The following is a 16,792-nucleotide window of genomic DNA, read 5'->3' on the forward strand; positions in this document are numbered from 1 at the left end:
GCCAAAGCATGGCATGATTTATTAAAGAAATTCAGATTGCTGACGATATTAGCTGTAAAGCAACTTTTGGAAAGGAGGGGGCACATTCCGTGGATAACAGACAGTTTAGCAGAATGGATTTCAATGCCAAGGTTCTGGTCAGCTATGAAGGCAGTTCATTTACAGGAACTGTTGAGAACTTGAGCCTTAAGGGATTGTTCGTTAAGACTGATCAGAAAGTGCCTCTTGACGAAACGGTTGGGATAGTGCTCTCTTTTGCCGGCAGTAACGGCAACCTTTCCCTGAGCCTTGAAGGTAAGGTGGTCAGGGTTTCAGAAGATGGCATCGGCCTAAACTTCAAAAAAATCTCTGTTGATTTCCTCGAACAGACTCTTGGCAACAGCTCGGAATGCACCGAAGAAGCTTGCGGCAATAGAAGCGCTCTCTGTCAAGCCGCGGTGTGAAAACTCATCACTGCTGATTAAAGCCGGGAACCTCCGGCTTTTTTTGTCCCTTTGCCAACTCTTTTAACCGGTTAAGGTCATAAACAATCACCCTGCTTCCCTCTACCTCCATTATTCCCTCTTCCCGCAGTTTTCTAAGGCTCCTGGAAAGGGTCTCACTGACAGTCCCCAAGCGTGAAGCCAATTCACCCTTTTTCATCTCAAGCTCCAGATAGGTTTTACCCTGGAACGTCGTCGATTTCCTTTCAATCAATTCACACAAATATGCTGCAAGCCGGTTTGGGACTTCTGCGAAAGAGAGCTCTTCGATTTGCCGCGCAAACCGCCGCAGTAAAAGAGACAGTGAAACTATCAGGTTCATGGCAAAACGTGTATCCCGCTCCAGCAATCCCATGAACCCTTCACGTGGGAAAAACAGCACCTCTCCTTTCTCGATCCCCCTGGCCTCAGCCGGATAGCGACCGTCACCAAAGAACGCAGCTTCGGCAAAAGTCTCGCCCGGATGCACAAAGTGCAGCACTTTTTCCCGACCGTCAGGAGAAACTTTACAAAGCTTCATGCCGCCAGATGCCAGAAGGTAGAAGCCGGTGGCCGGGTCTCCTTCGGAAAAGAGAGTCTCTCCCCGGTTAAAGGTTCTGCGACTGGAAATATCCGCTACGCCTGAGAGGTGTTCTTCGGATAAGCCGGAGAAGAGCATTGATTTTTTGAGAATTTGCACAGTGTCCATTAGGCACTTCCTGTTTGCCGATTGAATATCGACGGATTTTCTCTGTCGAGTGTACCTGATTTCCGCAAGAGGTAAAGCATGCCGATGCAGGCTTTGGTTCTCTTGATAGTGCATTTCCAAGGATAATTTGCTATAGTTCCGCACTGGCTGAAAATGTCGCAATCCTGATTTATCTCCCAAGGAGCAGAGATGGAACTCTATGAACTTACCATTCACGAGATGAATGAACTGCTTAAGGCCAGGAAGGTCTCTTCCGTCGAAGCCGTTCAGTCATGCCTTGCTCGTATCGAGGCCACCGATACCAGAGTTAATGCCTTCATAACCATAACCGGTGACGAGGCACTTAAGGCGGCAGCAGCAGCCGACCAGCAGATAGCTGCAGGGAATATACACTCTTTGACCGGCGTGCCCTTGGCTCTTAAGGACATCTTCGTCACCAAAGGCATTCGTACTACCTGTGCTTCTAAGATGCTCGATAATTATATTCCGCCGTATGACTCTACCTCTTGGCTCAAGTTAAAGGATTGTGGCGCAGTAATGCTGGGGAAACTGAACCAGGATGAGTTTGCCATGGGTTCTTCCTGTGAGAACAGTGCCTATGGCCCAACGAGGAACCCATGGAACTCGGAGTGCATACCCGGGGGATCTTCAGGCGGTTCTGCTGCCGCTGTTGCTGCTCAGCAGGCAATAGCAACGCTTGGCACCGATACCGGCGGTTCAATTCGCCAGCCAGCCTCGCATTGCGGATGTGTCGGCCTCAAGCCTACTTATGGCAGAGTTTCCCGTTATGGTGTTATCGCCTATGCCTCATCGCTCGATCAGGTCGGCCCGGTCACCCGCGATGTGACCGATGCCGCTATCATGCTCGGAACAGTAGCCGGTCATGACCCCCTGGATTCGACCAGTGTGGCCATGCCTGTTCCAGATTACACCAGATCGTTGCTGTCTGATGTCAAGGGGATGAAGATTGCCCTGCCGAAGGAGTACTTCATAGACGGGTTAGATCCTGATGTTCAGAAAGCTATGGATGCTGCGATAGAAACCTACCGGAAGCTGGGCGCGGAGATCGTCGAAATAACGCTCCCTCACACCGACTACGCCGTTGCCTGTTACTACCTGATCGCAACGGCTGAGGCAAGTTCCAACCTGGCTCGCTACGAAGGGGTCAGGTTCGGCCATCGGGCAGCCGAGGCAAAAAACCTGCTGGAGATGTTCATGAAAAGCCGGGCCGAGGGATTCGGGGCCGAGGTAAAGCGGCGGATCATGCTCGGCACCTACGCCCTGTCTTCAGGCTATTACGATGCCTACTATCTCAAGGCCCAGAAGGTGCGGACCTTGATTATGCAGGATTTTCTCAAGGCCTTTGAAGGAGTGGACGTGATCCTCACTCCGGTGGCGCCTACCCCGGCCTTCAAGATAGGTGAGAAGACCAGCGACCCGCTCCAGATGTATCTGTCCGATATTTTTACTATTCCGGTCAACCTTGCCGGCACATGCGGCATAAGCGTTCCGGCCGGGATCAGCCAGAGCGGGCTCCCTATCGGTTTGCAACTGATCGGCCGCCCCTTCGGCGAGGAGACTATCATCCGCGCTGCTTACGCATTCGAGCAGGCGACGGAGTGGCAGAAGCAGAAAGCTAAACTTTAGATATCCGAGGATACCGATGAAATATCAACCAGTAATTGGACTCGAAGTCCATGTTCAGCTGAAAACCAACACCAAGATATTCTGTGGCTGCTCCACCCAGTTCGGGGCCTCCCCCAACTCCCAGACTTGCCCGGTTTGCCTCGGTCTGCCCGGCGCGCTGCCGGTGCTCAACAAAAAGGTTGTTGAGTATGCCATAAAGGCCGGCCTGGCTACCAATTGCGCTATCTCGCCCCGGAGCATCTTTGCCCGCAAGAACTACTTTTACCCTGATTTGCCCAAAGGCTATCAGATCAGTCAGTACGAACTGCCGATATGCGTTGGCGGCCATCTGGATATCGATGGCGAATGGGGCACAAAGAGGATCGGCATCACCCGCATCCATATGGAAGAGGATGCCGGCAAGCTGGTGCATTCTGATATCCCCGGTCTCGGCGGCGGCTCTGGCGTGGACCTGAACCGCGCCTGCACGCCACTTCTGGAAATAGTCTCCGAACCGGACATCCGGACTGCCGATGAAGCAGTGGCCTATCTCAAGAAACTCCATCAGATCGTTGTCTATCTCGGCATCTGCGACGGCAACATGGAAGAGGGGAGTTTCCGTTGCGATGCTAACGTATCGGTCATGCCGGTCGGTTCAGACAAGTTCGGCACCCGTACCGAGACCAAAAACGTCAACTCGTTCCGCTTCGTCAAGCAGGCGATCGAGCACGAAATTGAACGTCAGATCGAACTGATCGAGGACGGCGGCAAAGTAATCCAGGAGACCCGGCTGTTCGATCCGAATACCGGCGAAACGCGATCCATGCGCGGCAAGGAAGAGGCGCACGATTACCGCTATTTTCCGGATCCTGACCTGGTGCCGCTGGTCATATCCAATGACTGGGTGGAGGATACCCGGCTGTCACTGCCGGAGCTCCCTGAAGCCAAGTTTGCCCGCTACCAGTCAGACCTCGGCCTGACTCCCTACGATGCCGAGGTGTTGACCGCAACCCGCGAGCTGGCAGAGTATTTTGAGTCCTGCCTGACAGCTGGGGCGCAGCCGAAAATGGCTGCCAACTGGGCGATGGGCGAGGTTACCAGAGGGTTGAATGACGCGGGACTGTCCATCAGTGACTGCCCGGTAACTCCGCTGCAGCTGGTTGAGCTGTTGCAACTTATTGAAAAAGGTACGGTCTCCGGCAAGATCGCCAAGACGGTTTTTGACGAGCTGTGGCAGAATGGCGGTACGGCGGCAAAGATCGTTGAGGAAAAAGGGCTGGTGCAGGTGTCGGATACCGGTGAGATCGAGAAGATCATCGACGAGATTATGGCTGCCAACATGGGGCAGGTGGAGGAGTATCGTGGCGGCAAAGACAAGGTGTTCGGTTTCTTTGTCGGCCAGGTGATGCGTGCTTCCAAGGGCAAGGCGAACCCGGCAGTGGTGAACGAACTGCTGGTTAAGAAGCTGAAAGGATAACCCAATGTCTTTTAGAACCATCGAATGGCGGGGCGACAAGGTAGTAATGATCGATCAGACCAAGCTTCCCACCGAAGAGGTCTACAACGAATACTCGGACTTCCAGGGAGTAGCTGAGGCGATCCGCGGCATGATCATCCGTGGAGCCCCGGCAATAGGGGTAGCTGCGGCAATGGGCGTTGCTCTCGGTGCCAGGGACATTATCGCCGACACCCATGAATCGTTTTTCCGCCAGCTTTCCAATGTCTGTGATGTGCTTGCTCGGACAAGGCCCACTGCGGTCAATCTTTTCTGGGCAATTGAGCGGATGAAAAGGGTTGCCGAGGCGAACCGCGACAAGGATATCAACTCGATCAGGGCTATTCTGAAGGCCGAAGCCATTGCCGTAGAGGCTGAAGACCTGCAGATCTGCAAGGCAATCGGCGCCAACGGCGCAGCCCTTATCAAGGACGGGGCAACAGTGCTGACCCACTGTAACGCCGGTGGGCTGGCAACCGCCGGATATGGCACCGCGCTTGGTGTTATCCGGGCAGCTCACGAGTCCGGGAAGAAGATCAAGGTCATTGCGGACGAAACCCGGCCCTGGCTGCAGGGGGCAAGGCTCACCGCCTGGGAGCTGATGAAGGACAATATCCCGGTCACCCTCATCTCCGACAACATGGCTGGCTGGTTGATGCAGAATGGCGAGATTGACTGTTGCGTGGTGGGAGCGGATCGGATTGCCGCCAATGGCGACACGGCCAACAAGATCGGGACCTATAGCGTGGCGGTGCTGGCAAAAGAGCACAGGATTCCATTTTATGTGGCTGCTCCGATTTCGACTCTTGACCTGTCACTCGATAGTGGGGCCAAGATTCCGATCGAGGAGCGGACTATAACGGAAGTGACCCAGATCAAGGGGATTCAGATCGCCCCGGAGGGAGTAAAAGTCCGCAATCCGGCGTTTGATGTCACTCCGGCCCGATATGTGACGGCAATCATCACTGAAAAGGGTGTGGCGCATGGTGACTACTTAGAGTCACTCTCCGCACTGGCAAAGGGATGAGCCCGGTAGCGGACTTTATCAGCAAGCTCTCCGGTATCTTCCTGGAACCTGTTTCGCCGGAGTCAGACCAGCAACTGATTGAACTCCTGGAGGCCCGCGGTTTCGTCTTTGCCGCCAGGTCAACGGCAAATCTTCGGCTGCTTGCGGAAATATTCCCTCAAGAGACCCTGATTGCCATTACTGTGCAATCGTTGTCCGCTTCGCTTCCGGATATGGCCATAAACGGCCTGGAACGGGTTGCCGCAGTTGTTTTACATGACCATCTTCGCACCGTCTGCTCCGTAAAAAGCAGGCTCAATCAGCTGCTGAATATCTGTGGCGCCTCACCATTCCTGACCAACACCCTCTGTCGTGACCCCTCATATTTCGAAAACCTTTTTATCGGCAAACGGATCGATCGTCCCCGTCAGCCAGGGGAGCTACTTGCTACGCTTAAGGGTATGGTCGGCGATTCTGCTGATTATCCGGCCTTGCTGCCATTACTCCGCCGTTTCAAGTATGCCGAGGTGCTCAGGATCGCCGGTCGTGACCTGTCAGGGCTGGCACCGTTGGAAGAGGTCACCCTGGAGCTGACTCAGCTTGCTGAAGCCACTCTCAGTGTAGCGCACGATGTGGCCAGGAGATCGCTGGTTGCAGAACATGGCGAGCCACTCATGGAAACCGCCCAGGGAAAGGTCTCTGCAGAGTTGACCATCCTCGGCATGGGGAAATTGGGCGGCCAGGAGCTTAATTTTTCATCCGACATCGATATCATCTGCCTGTACTCTTCTGACAGTGGGGAAACTGAAGGCATTGACGATGGCAATGGCGGCCGGAGCGGGGTCATTTCCCTCCATGCCTTTTTTGTCAAGCAGTCGGAGATGATTGCAAAGGCCATATCGCATGTTACTGACGACGGTTTTGTCTTTCGCGTGGACCTGGGGCTCAGGCCGGAAGGTAAGGGGGGAGACCTGGCGATTTCTCTCCGTTCAGCCGAAGTCTACTACGAGCTGTGGGGGCAGTCGTGGGAGCGCTCGGCAATGTTGAAGGCGCGACCGGTGGCCGGGTCTCTGGAGCTCGGCGAGAAGTTCCTGAATGCGATCGAACCTTTCATCTATCGCAAGTACCTTGATTACAACCTGATCGAGGACATGATGGGGATGAAGAAGAAGATTGATGCTTCGCTTGCTCGTGAACGGGAAGGCGAGTACAACATCAAGCTCGGCCGCGGTGGGATTCGCGAGATCGAGTTCTTCATTCAGGCGCTGCAGCTTGTTTATGCCGGGAAAAACAAGGCACTGCGTGAACGCAACTCGTTGAAGGCGCTTGATGTCCTGAGAAATGCCAGGATCATCAGAGATGACGACCACCATGACCTCTGCGAGGCTTACCGGTTTCTGAGGACTGTTGAGCATCGCATTCAGGTGGTTCAGGAACGGCAGACCCACAGTCTGCCTCGTAAGGATGACGAGTACGCGGCGCTGGCCAGGAGATGCGGTTTTCTTCGATCGAATGGAGTTGAACGGTTTCGCCAGACGCTTGAAAGCCACAGGGGTAATGTCTCAGCCATATACGGCGGGCTTTTCCTTGAGCGCGACCAAAAACTGCACGAAGAAGTCAGCCCTGAAGTTTACACCTTCTTTGACCATCGCGCTGACTCTGATCTGATTAAGGACATGCTTGCGGAGCGCCGTTTCGAGAGTGTGGACACTGCTTACAACAACCTGCTGATATTGCGTGACGGGCCGTTACGGGCCAACCTGACCGAAAGGGCTCGCCGAATACTCGAAAAGATCGCGCCCCTGCTTCTCCAGGAGATCTTTGCTTCCCCTGATCCGGACATGGCCTTGTCAAACCTGGAGCGGTTTCTCTCAGCCGTTGGCTCTCGATCGACATTTTACGCCCTCCTGGCTGAGAATCGCCAAGTGCTGAAGCTCCTGGTTTCACTCTTCGGGGTTTCCGAATTCCTTTCAAAGATTTTCATCGGTCATCCGGAAATCCTTGACAGCATGGTGGCAAAGACCTATGCGTCGGCATTAAAAGAGCCGGATTTCATGAAAGAGGAACTGACCTCTCTTCTTGATAAGGCGGTTGATTTTGAAGAGAGTCTTGACATCATCAGGCGCTACCGACATGAGGAGTTTCTTCGGATCGGGATGAACGACATCTACGGGAAGTTCGGTCAAACCGAAATTGCCACTCAGCTGACAAACCTTGCAGAGGTTTGTCTGGCAGCAGCCTTCGATCTTGCCCAAAAGGAGCTTACCCGTTTCGGTAACCCTCAATATACGGATGTCAACGGCACCAGTGTCCCGGCATCATTTGCCATACTGGCCATGGGTAAGATGGGTGGCCGAGAGCTGAATTACCATTCTGATCTTGATATCATCTACATCTATGATCATCAGGGGTACACCGACGGCGAAAAACAGATAAGCAATCACGAGTATTTTGCAAAGCTCGGCCAGAAGATCATCATGATTCTCACCACTCAGACCAGGGAAGGGTATGTCTACAAGATCGACACCCGTCTCCGACCATCAGGTAATGCCGGCCCGCTGGTAACCTCATTGGAGTCATTTCGGGATTACCATCGCCGGGAATCCCAGGTGTGGGAACGGCAGGCGTTGACCAAATCGCGGGTTGTGCTTGGCGATGAACTGCTTGCTGATTCGATCGACGAAGTGGTGAGGCAGTCAGTCTATGGCAGTGGGATCGAGGGGTCGGTTCGCCAGGAGATCCATCGTCTCAGGATGCGGATGGAAAACGAGATTGCCCGTGAGAGCGAGGGTAATTACAATATCAAGACCGGTCGTGGCGGCATGGTGGATGTGGAATTCATTGTCCAGTACCTGCAACTGGGCCACGGCCACACCATCCCGGATATACGAAATACCAATACCCTGGTGTCGTTGAAGGCTTTAAGGGCGAATGGCGTTCTTTCACCGGAGGATGGGGAATCGCTGATTGATGGTTATAAGTTTCTCCGCCGCCTTGAAAACAGGCTTAGAATCATTCACGATTATTCTATGAATGATCTAGGAGGTTCAAAAAGTTACCTGAATAAGCTTGCCTTGCGTCTCGGCTATGACCCGAAGTTGAAAAACCCTGGTGAGGCCTTAATGAAGGAATACGAGCTGGTGACAGACTCTGTTCGGGAAGTATATGCCAGGATTCTGGGTGACGAGTGATGAGCCCCAAAAACCTCTATCTTCTTGGTTTGGAGGAGTCCCCCAATCGTCAGCCGGATATTCACGAAATGATCCGCAGTCTGAAAAATGAGATTAGCCGCGGTGAAGAGGTTTATTCCCGTGATGAGCTTGCCATACTTGAGCGGAAACTCCATGAATGCCAGGAGTTTCTGCGGGCCATGACACAAACTTGACAGAACGGCTCCTTGACATATATGCCAGGCTCTACCGTCATTTCGGGCCGTGTAACTGGTGGCCGGCTGACTCTCCATTTGAGGTTTGTGTGGGTGCCATACTCACCCAGAACACCAATTGGGGGAATGTTGAAAAGGCCGTGGCAAATCTGAAAAGAGGAGGGGTGCTTTCCCCCGATGGTTTGAAGGGGGTCTCATTGGTCGCGCTGGCAGAGATGATCCGTCCTGCCGGTTATTTCAATGTCAAGAGCCGACGGTTAAAGTCTTTTGTGGATTGGCTGTGGGATCGGTACGATGGCAGTATTGACCGAATGTCTTCTGTCCCGCTGGATGCTATCCGTGATGAATTGCTGGCGGTACATGGGGTCGGTCGCGAGACCTGCGATTCGATACTGCTCTATGCCGGCAACTATCCGACTTTTGTGGTTGATGCCTATACTGGGAGGCTTTTTTCCCGGCTTGGGGTTATCGACGGCACGGCTGATTACGAGACCACCCGTACGCTTTTTATGACACATCTGCAAGCCGATGTTGCGCTTTATAATGAGTTTCACGCCCTCATTGTCTTACAATGCAAGGAATTCTGCAGGAAAAAGCCGGTTTGCGGAGACTGCATCTTGAAAGAGATTTGCGGAACAACTGCATTGCAGAAGAATTGAATGGTTTGCTGAAATTGTGTCAGTGAGTTACCTGCTGCAGGGTAATAACCCGGTTGCGCCCTTCCGATTTCGCCCGGTACAAACCCTCGTCCGCTATTCTGATCAGGTCATCCACAGAGTCGAGTCCCGGCATCGGGAAGGTTGCCACCCCAATGCTGATAGTAATCTTCAGCGTCTGAAGCTTGTTGGAAAAGCTTGACTGTTGAGTAGCGGCACGGATTCTCTCTGCAACCGTGATCGCTTCGTCCAGAGGGGTTTCCGGAAGGATTGCCACGAACTCCTCCCCACCGTAACGAGCAGCTACGTCATAAGTCCTCAGGTGTTTCTTGATCACATTCGCAATATTCACCAGGACGATATCGCCGAGTTGATGGCCATAGGTATCGTTCACTTTCTTGAAATGGTCAATATCCATGAGGAGAATGGAGATTGGTGACCCTTTACGGGCGGTCCGTTGGATCTCCCGGTCGAGAACTTCCATCATGTAGCGTCGGTTGAAAAGTTGCGTGAGTGGGTCAGTGTTGGACAGCTCTTTGAGCATTTCATTGGAACGTTTGAGTTCATCCTGCAGCAGTTTGAGCTTTAGCTGCACCTTAACCCGGGCAACCAACTCCCCTGGATCAAACGGTTTGGTGACATAATCGCTTGCGCCTTGCTCAAGCCCCTTTATCTTTAGTTCACGAGTCTCACGTGCGGTTAGGATTATTACAGGGATATTTTTCAGGTCATCACGCGATCTTACCATGGTGATGAACTTGAAACCGTCCATGCGTGGCATTTCCAGATCGCAAAGAATCAGATCGATGGTCGGATTGTCGATCAGAATTTTAAAACCTTCCAGGCCATCCCGCGCCTGCAGGTAATGATCGCAGAAAGATACCGATTGCAGGGTCTGAATGATCTGTTCCCTTACTTTATCGGAATCGTCGATTATCAGCATTTTTACTGACATTGGCTGCCTATTGGCCCCTCTCAAAAACAACATCTAGAAAGTTCTTCACGATTTCTGCGGTCATCCCCCAGATGTCATCGCCATTGAATCTGAAAAAGTATACCGGATAGTTTCTACCTTGCCACCCCCATTCTTCAATTCTAAAGAAAAAAGGGTCCATTAGGTGCGTTAGCGGCACCTCAATTACCTTATCGATCTCAGACCGGTTTAACTTTAAGGGGAACTGATCGGAAATGAAACCGACGTATGGCGACACATTGTAGTGGTGGATCGAATAAACATCGTCCAGCGGTCCAAGGATGTCCACATTTGCCGGATCTATGCCAACCTCTTCCCATGTCTCCCGCAAAGCCGCATCTCTGGAGTGCTCTTCTGGGTTGCACACTCCTCCTGGAAAAGATATTTCACCTGCGTGGTGATTGAGCTGTGCCGACCTTTTGGTTAGCAGGAGGTGCAGCTCTCCTCTTTTGAGAAACAGGGGCACCAGCACTGCCGCAGGAACAGGCCCGGGAGGCAGCACTTTGCGCTGACGAGATGAGAGGAGGCAGCGGACTCGCTGGAGAAAGTTGTCAGAGTACCGGTTCTCGTGCAAGCCGTTTCAATTCATTGATCGTTGCAGAGTAATCACTGCTGCCGAAAACAGCGCTGCCAGCGACAAAGACATCGGCACCGGCATGAGCGATTCTGGCAATGTTGTCGATTTTGACGCCGCCATCTACTTCGAGTTCGGTTTCAAGGCCTTTTCGGTCGAGCATGCCGCGCAGTGCCTGGATCTTGGGGATACATGCTTCAATGAAGGACTGCCCCCCAAATCCAGGGTTTACAGTCATCAGCAGCACCAGATCGAGATCGTCAAGGACATAATCGAGGTGTTGCAAAGGGGTCGCAGGATTAAGCGAAACCCCGGCTTTCTTGCCGAGTGACTTGATCAGTTGCACCGTACGGTGTAGATGCCAACATGCCTCGGCATGCACCACTATGATGTCGGCTCCGGCTGAGGCAAAATCGGGGATGTACCGGTCGGGGTCGGTAATCATTAGATGGACGTCAAGCGGCAGATCAGTGACCTTGCGGACGGCATCAACAATTAATGGGCCGATTGTTATGTTTGGCACAAAATGTCCATCCATGACATCGATATGGATGTAGTCGGCTCCTGCGGCCGCCACTGCCCTTACTTCGTCTCCGAGCCGGGAAAAGTCTGCTGAAAGAATCGAAGGAGCTATCTTCTTCATAATTTCTCCTGTCTCCTTAACCGTGCTGCAAAAAATCCGTCCATGCCGTGCTGGTGCGGCCATGGACGAAAATACCCCTGATTGCTGCACAGGATAGCGTATTGAGGACGAAAAACCCGAATATCTTCTAACACAAAATTATTATGCCGTGAAAGAAAATCATCTACTATACACTCGTTTTCCCGGATCGTCGTGGAGCAGGTCGCATAGACCAGGACTCCGCCCGGTGCCACGGCAGACGAGGCATTGGCCAGGATAAGGCGCTGACGTTGAGCAAGTGCTTCGATATCATCCGGGCTTTTCCACCACTTGCCTTCGGGATTCCGCCGTAGAACGCCGAGTCCCGAGCAGGGGGCGTCCACCAGCACCTTGGAGAAAGAGTTTGCCAGAGAAGAGGCAAGCGGTTTTTCTGCGTCCATTAACGCAGCCCCCACTATTCCGGTACCAAGGCGCTTTGCCAATTGCTGCACCTGAGCCAATCGGCGGGGATTGCTGTCGCAGGCCACAACTTCACCAGTGTTCCCCATTAGTTCGGCGATGCCAGTGGCTTTTCCTCCTGGAGCGGCACAAACATCCAGCACCCGGTCGCCGGGGGCTGGGTCGAGAATCAGGGCAGCCAGTTGCGATGCCTCATCCTGGATGGTGAACAGCCCTTGCTGATAGCTGTTTAGCACGGTCAACGGTGTGCGCGAAGAAATCTGGATGCCGAGTGGTGAGAATCTACATGGTCTGGCCGGCACCTCTTCTGCCGCAAGAGTTTCGATGAGTTGTTCTCTTGAGTTTTTAAGCGTGTTTGCCCTGATGGTAAGCGGCGGTGCTTCACTCATTGCTTCGGCAAGCAGTTCCGCTTCCTCCGGCCCGAGCTGTCCCAGCCAAGCTTTTGCGATCCATTGCGGGACAGAATGACGGGCAGCCATCCATTCCGCCTGGTTTTTGGCCTTGTCCGGCCAAGTTATGGCGTCACGTTTGCGGTCTGCCTCTCTGAGGACTGCATTGACGAAACCGGGGGCCTTTGGTGCAAGGATCTTGGCGAGCTTGACGGTTTCATTGACCGCCGCAGAAACCGGAACGCGGTCCAGAAACAGCAGCTGATAGAGGCCGAGTCGCAGCAGAATCAGCACAGACCGTTCAATCCGATCAATTTTTACGCTGGAAAACAGACTGATGACATGGTCGAGCGTTCCCTGGCGACGCAACACACCATAGACGAGCTCGGTCAGCAGCCCCCGGTCAAGCCCCTTGATGGCGCCATGGGAGAGTTCCTGATCCAGCAGGATGTCTGCATAGGAGCGCTCTTTGGCTATTCTGTTGAGTATCAGGAATGCTGCGTGACGCGGGTTGACAGTTGCCAATGTGTGGTCCTCAGATATTGCGCGCTATCGGGATTGATGCCTTAGGAGAAACAAAAACGAGACTCCTGCTGTGCAACAGGAGTCTCGCCTAGGTGAAGTGGGGGCAACTTTTCAGGCGTTCTTGTTGTCGTCTGAGTCCTTGCGCGGCTTGATCTCGATTTCGTCTTTACCTTCTGATGCCTTTTTGAAATTCCTGATACTCTTTCCCAGCGCGCCACCTATCTCAGGGAGCCGACTGGCACCAAAAATAACTACGACTATTACAAGTATCACTATCAGTTCCGGCATGCCAAATCCGAACATACAGTTCTCCTCTCAGGAAAAATTAATGACGTAGTATGGCACCACAGCTGTAAAAAATCAAGGGCAAGCTAAAGACTCAGCCGGAGTTGTGCTGGTGAAGGCAGGCAGAAATCTCTCCATAAGTTGGAATTGTTTGAGAATCAAAAAAAGAGGGGCAGCGCATGCCCCCTCTTTTTTCACAACCAGCTGGAACTTCGGAAATTACTTCTTGTGGCAAGCTAGGCAAAGCGCGCTGTTTTTGTTGTCTCTGCGGAGGAACTTGCCGAACTCGTCGTCATGAACCTTGTGGCAGCTGGCGCACTCCATCATAGTTCCAGAAGTGCCACCGGTAAGTCCAGAGTTAAAGAACGGGTAGCTACCACCGGAAACGGTACCGAGGCTCACTGCTGCAGCAGCTCTCGGATGAAGGGTGGCATCAGTGCTTTGAGCGGTGTCATAGTCGAACCCTACCGGATGAGAGGCGGAAAGGTTAACGCCGAGCTGGTCGCCTCTGTCAGGCGAAATAGCTACGTTGTTTGTAGTCATGGTATGACCCATGGAGTTCTTGATGTTGCCGAGTTTTGTTACGCCGTCATGGCAGCTCATGCAGAAGAGGGAAACGCTGCTATCAGCAAATGCAGATGCTTGCGTGGCGGCGGTCAGGGTCGGGCTGGTCTTGTAAAGAGTGAAGCCGGCGCCTGAAGGGTTGTTCCTGTTCCAGAGGGGGATTGCCTGTACCGGGTTGTGCGGGGTGTGGCAGTAGATGCAGATTTCGTCTGCTCCAAGCGAATACCTGCTGCTGTTTACGCCTGCACCGGATAGATCGTGGGCGGTTCCGACGATTGAACCTAGACCATATGCTGCGGTTGCCCCTGCTGCTAGTGCTGCTGCTGCGAGTACGATAATGTGCTTTTTCATTTCTTCCCTCCTGATAAAGTGTTAATACATGGGATTAATTCCCTTTTATTGGAAAAAGCAAATTGTGTGCCTTGTCTAATGTTTAGTTAATGCGCTAAAATGATTCAGCTATTGCAATTGAATGTAAAGGCTGTGGCCAAATAACAGAAGTAAATAGCTGTTTATGGTTATATGGCTGAGTTTGGCTATTTGACTGATATTTGAAAGCGCTCGGGATACAATTGTGGATCGTGGAGGGGATAGACAGGCGAAAGATGAGTATGTCTTATGGAGGATTGAAAATAGGCTACTTAAATGAACCCGCGCATAGGGAAACCCCACCGAAGATAGCTTTGAAAAGGTTCGATGGGGTTTCTACAAGGGGAAGGAGCCTTGTAAAGGGCATTTTATATTTAAATTGAAGTATGTCAATTAAAAAAAATTATAAATTCTGCGTGGGTTTATAGATATTCACTTTGTTCATATAATTGTTCTGTTGCATGCCATAGCCATTATTTAAGTTCTGTGAAGATTAGATAGTCTTTCTGATTATCTGTCGCTAATCTTGTGATATGTTTTTCTGGTGGCATGTGGCCGTGTCGCCTGGGAACGAGTAAAGTCGAGGGACAGATGGCCAGATATCGGAGCGGGAACCTCTTCCATATTCAAACACGGGATTTCTCCGCTACATGACTTGACTGATACATGGTATCATAATCAGCTATGACATCCCCATTCAAGCTCACTACAGACTACTCCCCCCGCGGCGACCAGCCGCGAGCCATTGCCGAACTGACCGAAGGGATCCTGCGTGGCGACCGCGACCAGGTGCTGCTTGGTGTTACCGGCTCGGGTAAGACCTTCACTGTGGCCAATGTCATAGCCGCAACCGGCAGGCCGGCTCTGATACTGGCTCCAAACAAGACCCTGGCTGCCCAGCTTTACGGTGAAATGAAGGAGCTGTTCCCGGAAAATGCCGTGGAGTTTTTCGTCTCCTATTATGATTATTACCAGCCAGAGGCGTATCTCCCGACTACCGACACCTTTATTGAAAAGGATTCGTCGATCAACGATGAGATCGACAAGCTGCGCCATTCTGCGACTCGAAGCCTGCTGACCCGCCGTGATGTGATCATTGTCGCATCTGTTTCCTGTATTTACGGGATCGGCTCCCCTGCAGAGTACCAGGCAATGCATATTTTCTTCCACCAGGGGAGCGATTACGGGCGCGACGACTTGCTGCACAAGCTGGTGGAGATCCAATACGAGCGGAACGACATCGATTTCCATCGTGGCACCTTCAGGGTCCGCGGCGATGTGGTGGAAATATTTCCGGCGCATGACGACGAAAAGGCCCTCAGGATTGAGTTTTTCGGCGACACGGTCGATGCCATCAGTGAAATAGATCCACTGCGGGGACAGGTGCTTAATCGGTTGTCAAAGTGCGCCATCTATCCGGCCTCGCACTATGTAGCTACCAGGGAAACCCTGGAAAGGGGAATTGCCGAGATTCGCGTCGATCTGCTTGACCGGATTCAGTGGTTCCGCCGGGAAAACATGCTGGTGGAAGCCCAACGGATTGAACAGCGGACCATGTTTGATCTGGAAATGCTGGAACAGATGGGATTTTGCCACGGTATCGAAAACTACTCCCGCTATTTTGATGGTCGTCAGACTGGCGAACCTCCATATACGCTGATCGACTACTTCCCAAAAGATTTTCTACTGTTCGTGGACGAATCGCACATTACCGTCTCCCAGGTGGGGGGGATGTATCGCGGTGACCGGAGTCGCAAGGAGACGCTGGTTAATTTCGGGTTCCGGCTCCCTGCAGCCTTGGACAACCGGCCGTTGAACTTCAAGGAATTTGAAGAAAAGGTCAATCAGGTTGTGTACGTGTCTGCCACTCCTGCAGATTATGAATTGAGGCAGAGCGGCGGGGTAGTGGTAGAACAGGTGATCCGTCCGACTGGTTTGGTTGATCCGGTGATAACGGTGCGTCCGGCTTCTGGCCAGGTCGATGACCTGCTTGGTGAGATCCGGACAACGGCCGAACGGGGAGAGCGGGTGCTGGCAACTACTCTCACCAAGCGAATGGCCGAGGAACTGACCACTTATTACGAGGAGATTGGCATCCGTGTGCGTTACTTGCATTCCGACATCGATACCATTCAGCGGATGGAGATTATTCGTGATCTTAGAATGGGCGTTTTTGACGTGCTGGTAGGTATCAATCTCTTGCGGGAGGGACTCGATCTCCCGGAGGTGTCACTGGTGGCCATTCTCGATGCCGACAAGGAGGGATTTCTCCGCTCGGCCCGCTCGCTGATTCAGACTTGCGGCAGGGCTGCTCGTAATGTGAACGGTCGGGTGCTTATGTATGCCGACACTGTGACCGGATCGATGCAGGCATGTATCGAGGAGACCAGCAGAAGGAGAAAAATTCAGCTTGAATACAATGAAGAGCACGGCATTACTCCGCAGACAGTGAAGAAGAGTTTTCGGACGATTCTTGAGTCAATCGAGGAGAAGGATTATCCAGAACTGCCATTGGCTGCCGAATCCCAAGAGGAATATATCGCGCCTGCCGCTATCCCGAAAATGGTCAAGGACCTACGCAAACAGATGCTGGCTGCGGCAAAGAATCTTGAATTTGAGAAGGCGGCCGAGTTACGCGACAGGATCAAAAAACTTGAAGATATGGAACTCAAACTCAAGTAGCTGCCCCTTCCT

General features: G+C 52.5%; 15 protein-coding genes. 8 read left to right on the top strand and 7 right to left on the bottom strand.

The annotated features are described in order from the left end of the window. Positions 1–89: 89 nt before the first annotated feature. Positions 90–443 (top strand): PilZ domain-containing protein, encoded by a 354-nt coding sequence (locus KI809_RS12715; RefSeq protein WP_214171945.1) that lies wholly within the window; start codon positions 90–92, stop codon positions 441–443. Positions 444–450: 7 nt separating this feature from the next. On the opposite strand, the gene KI809_RS12720 is transcribed toward KI809_RS12715, so the two are convergent. Further along, positions 451–1,170, bottom strand: a complete 720-nt coding sequence (locus tag KI809_RS12720; RefSeq protein ID WP_214171946.1) for a Crp/Fnr family transcriptional regulator — start codon at positions 1,168–1,170, stop codon at positions 451–453. Positions 1,171–1,359: 189 nt separating this feature from the next. On the opposite strand from KI809_RS12720, the gene gatA reads away from it, so the two are divergent. Genes gatA through KI809_RS12750 form a run of 6 tightly spaced genes read left to right on the top strand, consistent with a single transcriptional unit; the run spans position 1,360 to position 9,341 of the window. Then, the gene (gene gatA / locus KI809_RS12725; protein ID WP_214171947.1) at positions 1,360–2,817 is read left to right on the top strand and encodes an Asp-tRNA(Asn)/Glu-tRNA(Gln) amidotransferase subunit GatA; all 1,458 of its coding nucleotides are present in this window, start codon (positions 1,360–1,362) and stop codon (positions 2,815–2,817) included. A 16-nt stretch (positions 2,818–2,833) separates the two neighbouring features. Continuing rightward, entirely contained in the window at positions 2,834–4,273 is a 1,440-nt protein-coding gene (gatB, locus tag KI809_RS12730; protein WP_214171948.1) for an Asp-tRNA(Asn)/Glu-tRNA(Gln) amidotransferase subunit GatB, read from the top strand. Positions 4,274–4,277: 4 nt separating this feature from the next. Next, the gene (mtnA, locus tag KI809_RS12735; RefSeq protein ID WP_214171949.1) at positions 4,278–5,318 is read left to right on the top strand and encodes an S-methyl-5-thioribose-1-phosphate isomerase; all 1,041 of its coding nucleotides are present in this window, start codon (positions 4,278–4,280) and stop codon (positions 5,316–5,318) included. Beyond that, positions 5,315–8,488 carry a bifunctional [glutamate--ammonia ligase]-adenylyl-L-tyrosine phosphorylase/[glutamate--ammonia-ligase] adenylyltransferase gene (glnE, locus tag KI809_RS12740; RefSeq protein WP_214171950.1) on the top strand — a complete coding sequence of 1,058 codons (3,174 nt, stop codon included), beginning with the start codon at positions 5,315–5,317 and terminating at the stop codon, positions 8,486–8,488. The genes mtnA and glnE overlap by 4 nt, the downstream gene beginning before the upstream one ends. After that, on the top strand, positions 8,488–8,682 hold the full coding sequence (locus KI809_RS12745) for a hypothetical protein (protein WP_214171951.1): 195 nt from the start codon (positions 8,488–8,490) through the stop codon (positions 8,680–8,682). Before glnE ends, KI809_RS12745 begins: the two co-directional genes overlap by 1 nt. Further along, positions 8,679–9,341: an endonuclease III domain-containing protein gene (locus KI809_RS12750; protein ID WP_246559401.1), complete on the top strand. Its 663-nt coding sequence runs from the start codon at positions 8,679–8,681 to the stop codon at positions 9,339–9,341. Before KI809_RS12745 ends, KI809_RS12750 begins: the two co-directional genes overlap by 4 nt. 19 nt (positions 9,342–9,360) lie before the next feature. Here the strand turns inward: KI809_RS12750 and KI809_RS12755 are convergent, their stop codons facing one another. The 6 genes from KI809_RS12755 to KI809_RS12780 all read right to left on the bottom strand — a co-directional run bounded on the left by KI809_RS12755 (position 9,361) and on the right by KI809_RS12780 (position 14,080). Next, positions 9,361–10,293 carry a diguanylate cyclase gene (locus KI809_RS12755; RefSeq protein ID WP_214171953.1) on the bottom strand — a complete coding sequence of 311 codons (933 nt, stop codon included), beginning with the start codon at positions 10,291–10,293 and terminating at the stop codon, positions 9,361–9,363. A gap of 7 nt (positions 10,294–10,300) precedes the next feature. After that, a complete protein-coding gene (locus KI809_RS12760) occupies positions 10,301–10,777 on the bottom strand; it encodes an NUDIX hydrolase (RefSeq protein ID WP_337833315.1) in 477 nt (158 codons plus the stop codon). 85 nt (positions 10,778–10,862) lie between these two features. After that, positions 10,863–11,528: a ribulose-phosphate 3-epimerase gene (rpe, locus tag KI809_RS12765; RefSeq protein ID WP_214171954.1), complete on the bottom strand. Its 666-nt coding sequence runs from the start codon at positions 11,526–11,528 to the stop codon at positions 10,863–10,865. After that, positions 11,525–12,880, bottom strand: coding sequence for a 16S rRNA (cytosine(967)-C(5))-methyltransferase RsmB (rsmB, locus tag KI809_RS12770; RefSeq protein ID WP_214171955.1), 1,356 nt, complete (start codon positions 12,878–12,880; stop codon positions 11,525–11,527). The genes rpe and rsmB overlap by 4 nt, the downstream gene beginning before the upstream one ends. Positions 12,881–12,991: 111 nt before the next feature. Continuing rightward, complete coding sequence (locus KI809_RS12775) at positions 12,992–13,183, bottom strand: twin-arginine translocase TatA/TatE family subunit (protein WP_214171956.1); 192 nt, start codon at positions 13,181–13,183, stop codon at positions 12,992–12,994. Between the two features lie 201 nt (positions 13,184–13,384). Then, positions 13,385–14,080 (bottom strand): cytochrome c3 family protein, encoded by a 696-nt coding sequence (locus KI809_RS12780; protein ID WP_214171957.1) that lies wholly within the window; start codon positions 14,078–14,080, stop codon positions 13,385–13,387. 702 nt (positions 14,081–14,782) lie between these two features. Here KI809_RS12780 and uvrB point away from each other — a divergent pair. Beyond that, entirely contained in the window at positions 14,783–16,780 is a 1,998-nt protein-coding gene (gene uvrB, locus KI809_RS12785; protein WP_214171958.1) for an excinuclease ABC subunit UvrB, read from the top strand. The last annotated feature ends 12 nt before the right edge of the window (positions 16,781–16,792 follow it).

Origin of the sequence: Geoanaerobacter pelophilus (assembly GCF_018476885.1) — a bacterium.
Taxonomy (GTDB): Bacteria; Desulfobacterota; Desulfuromonadia; order Geobacterales; family DSM-12255; genus Geoanaerobacter; species Geoanaerobacter pelophilus.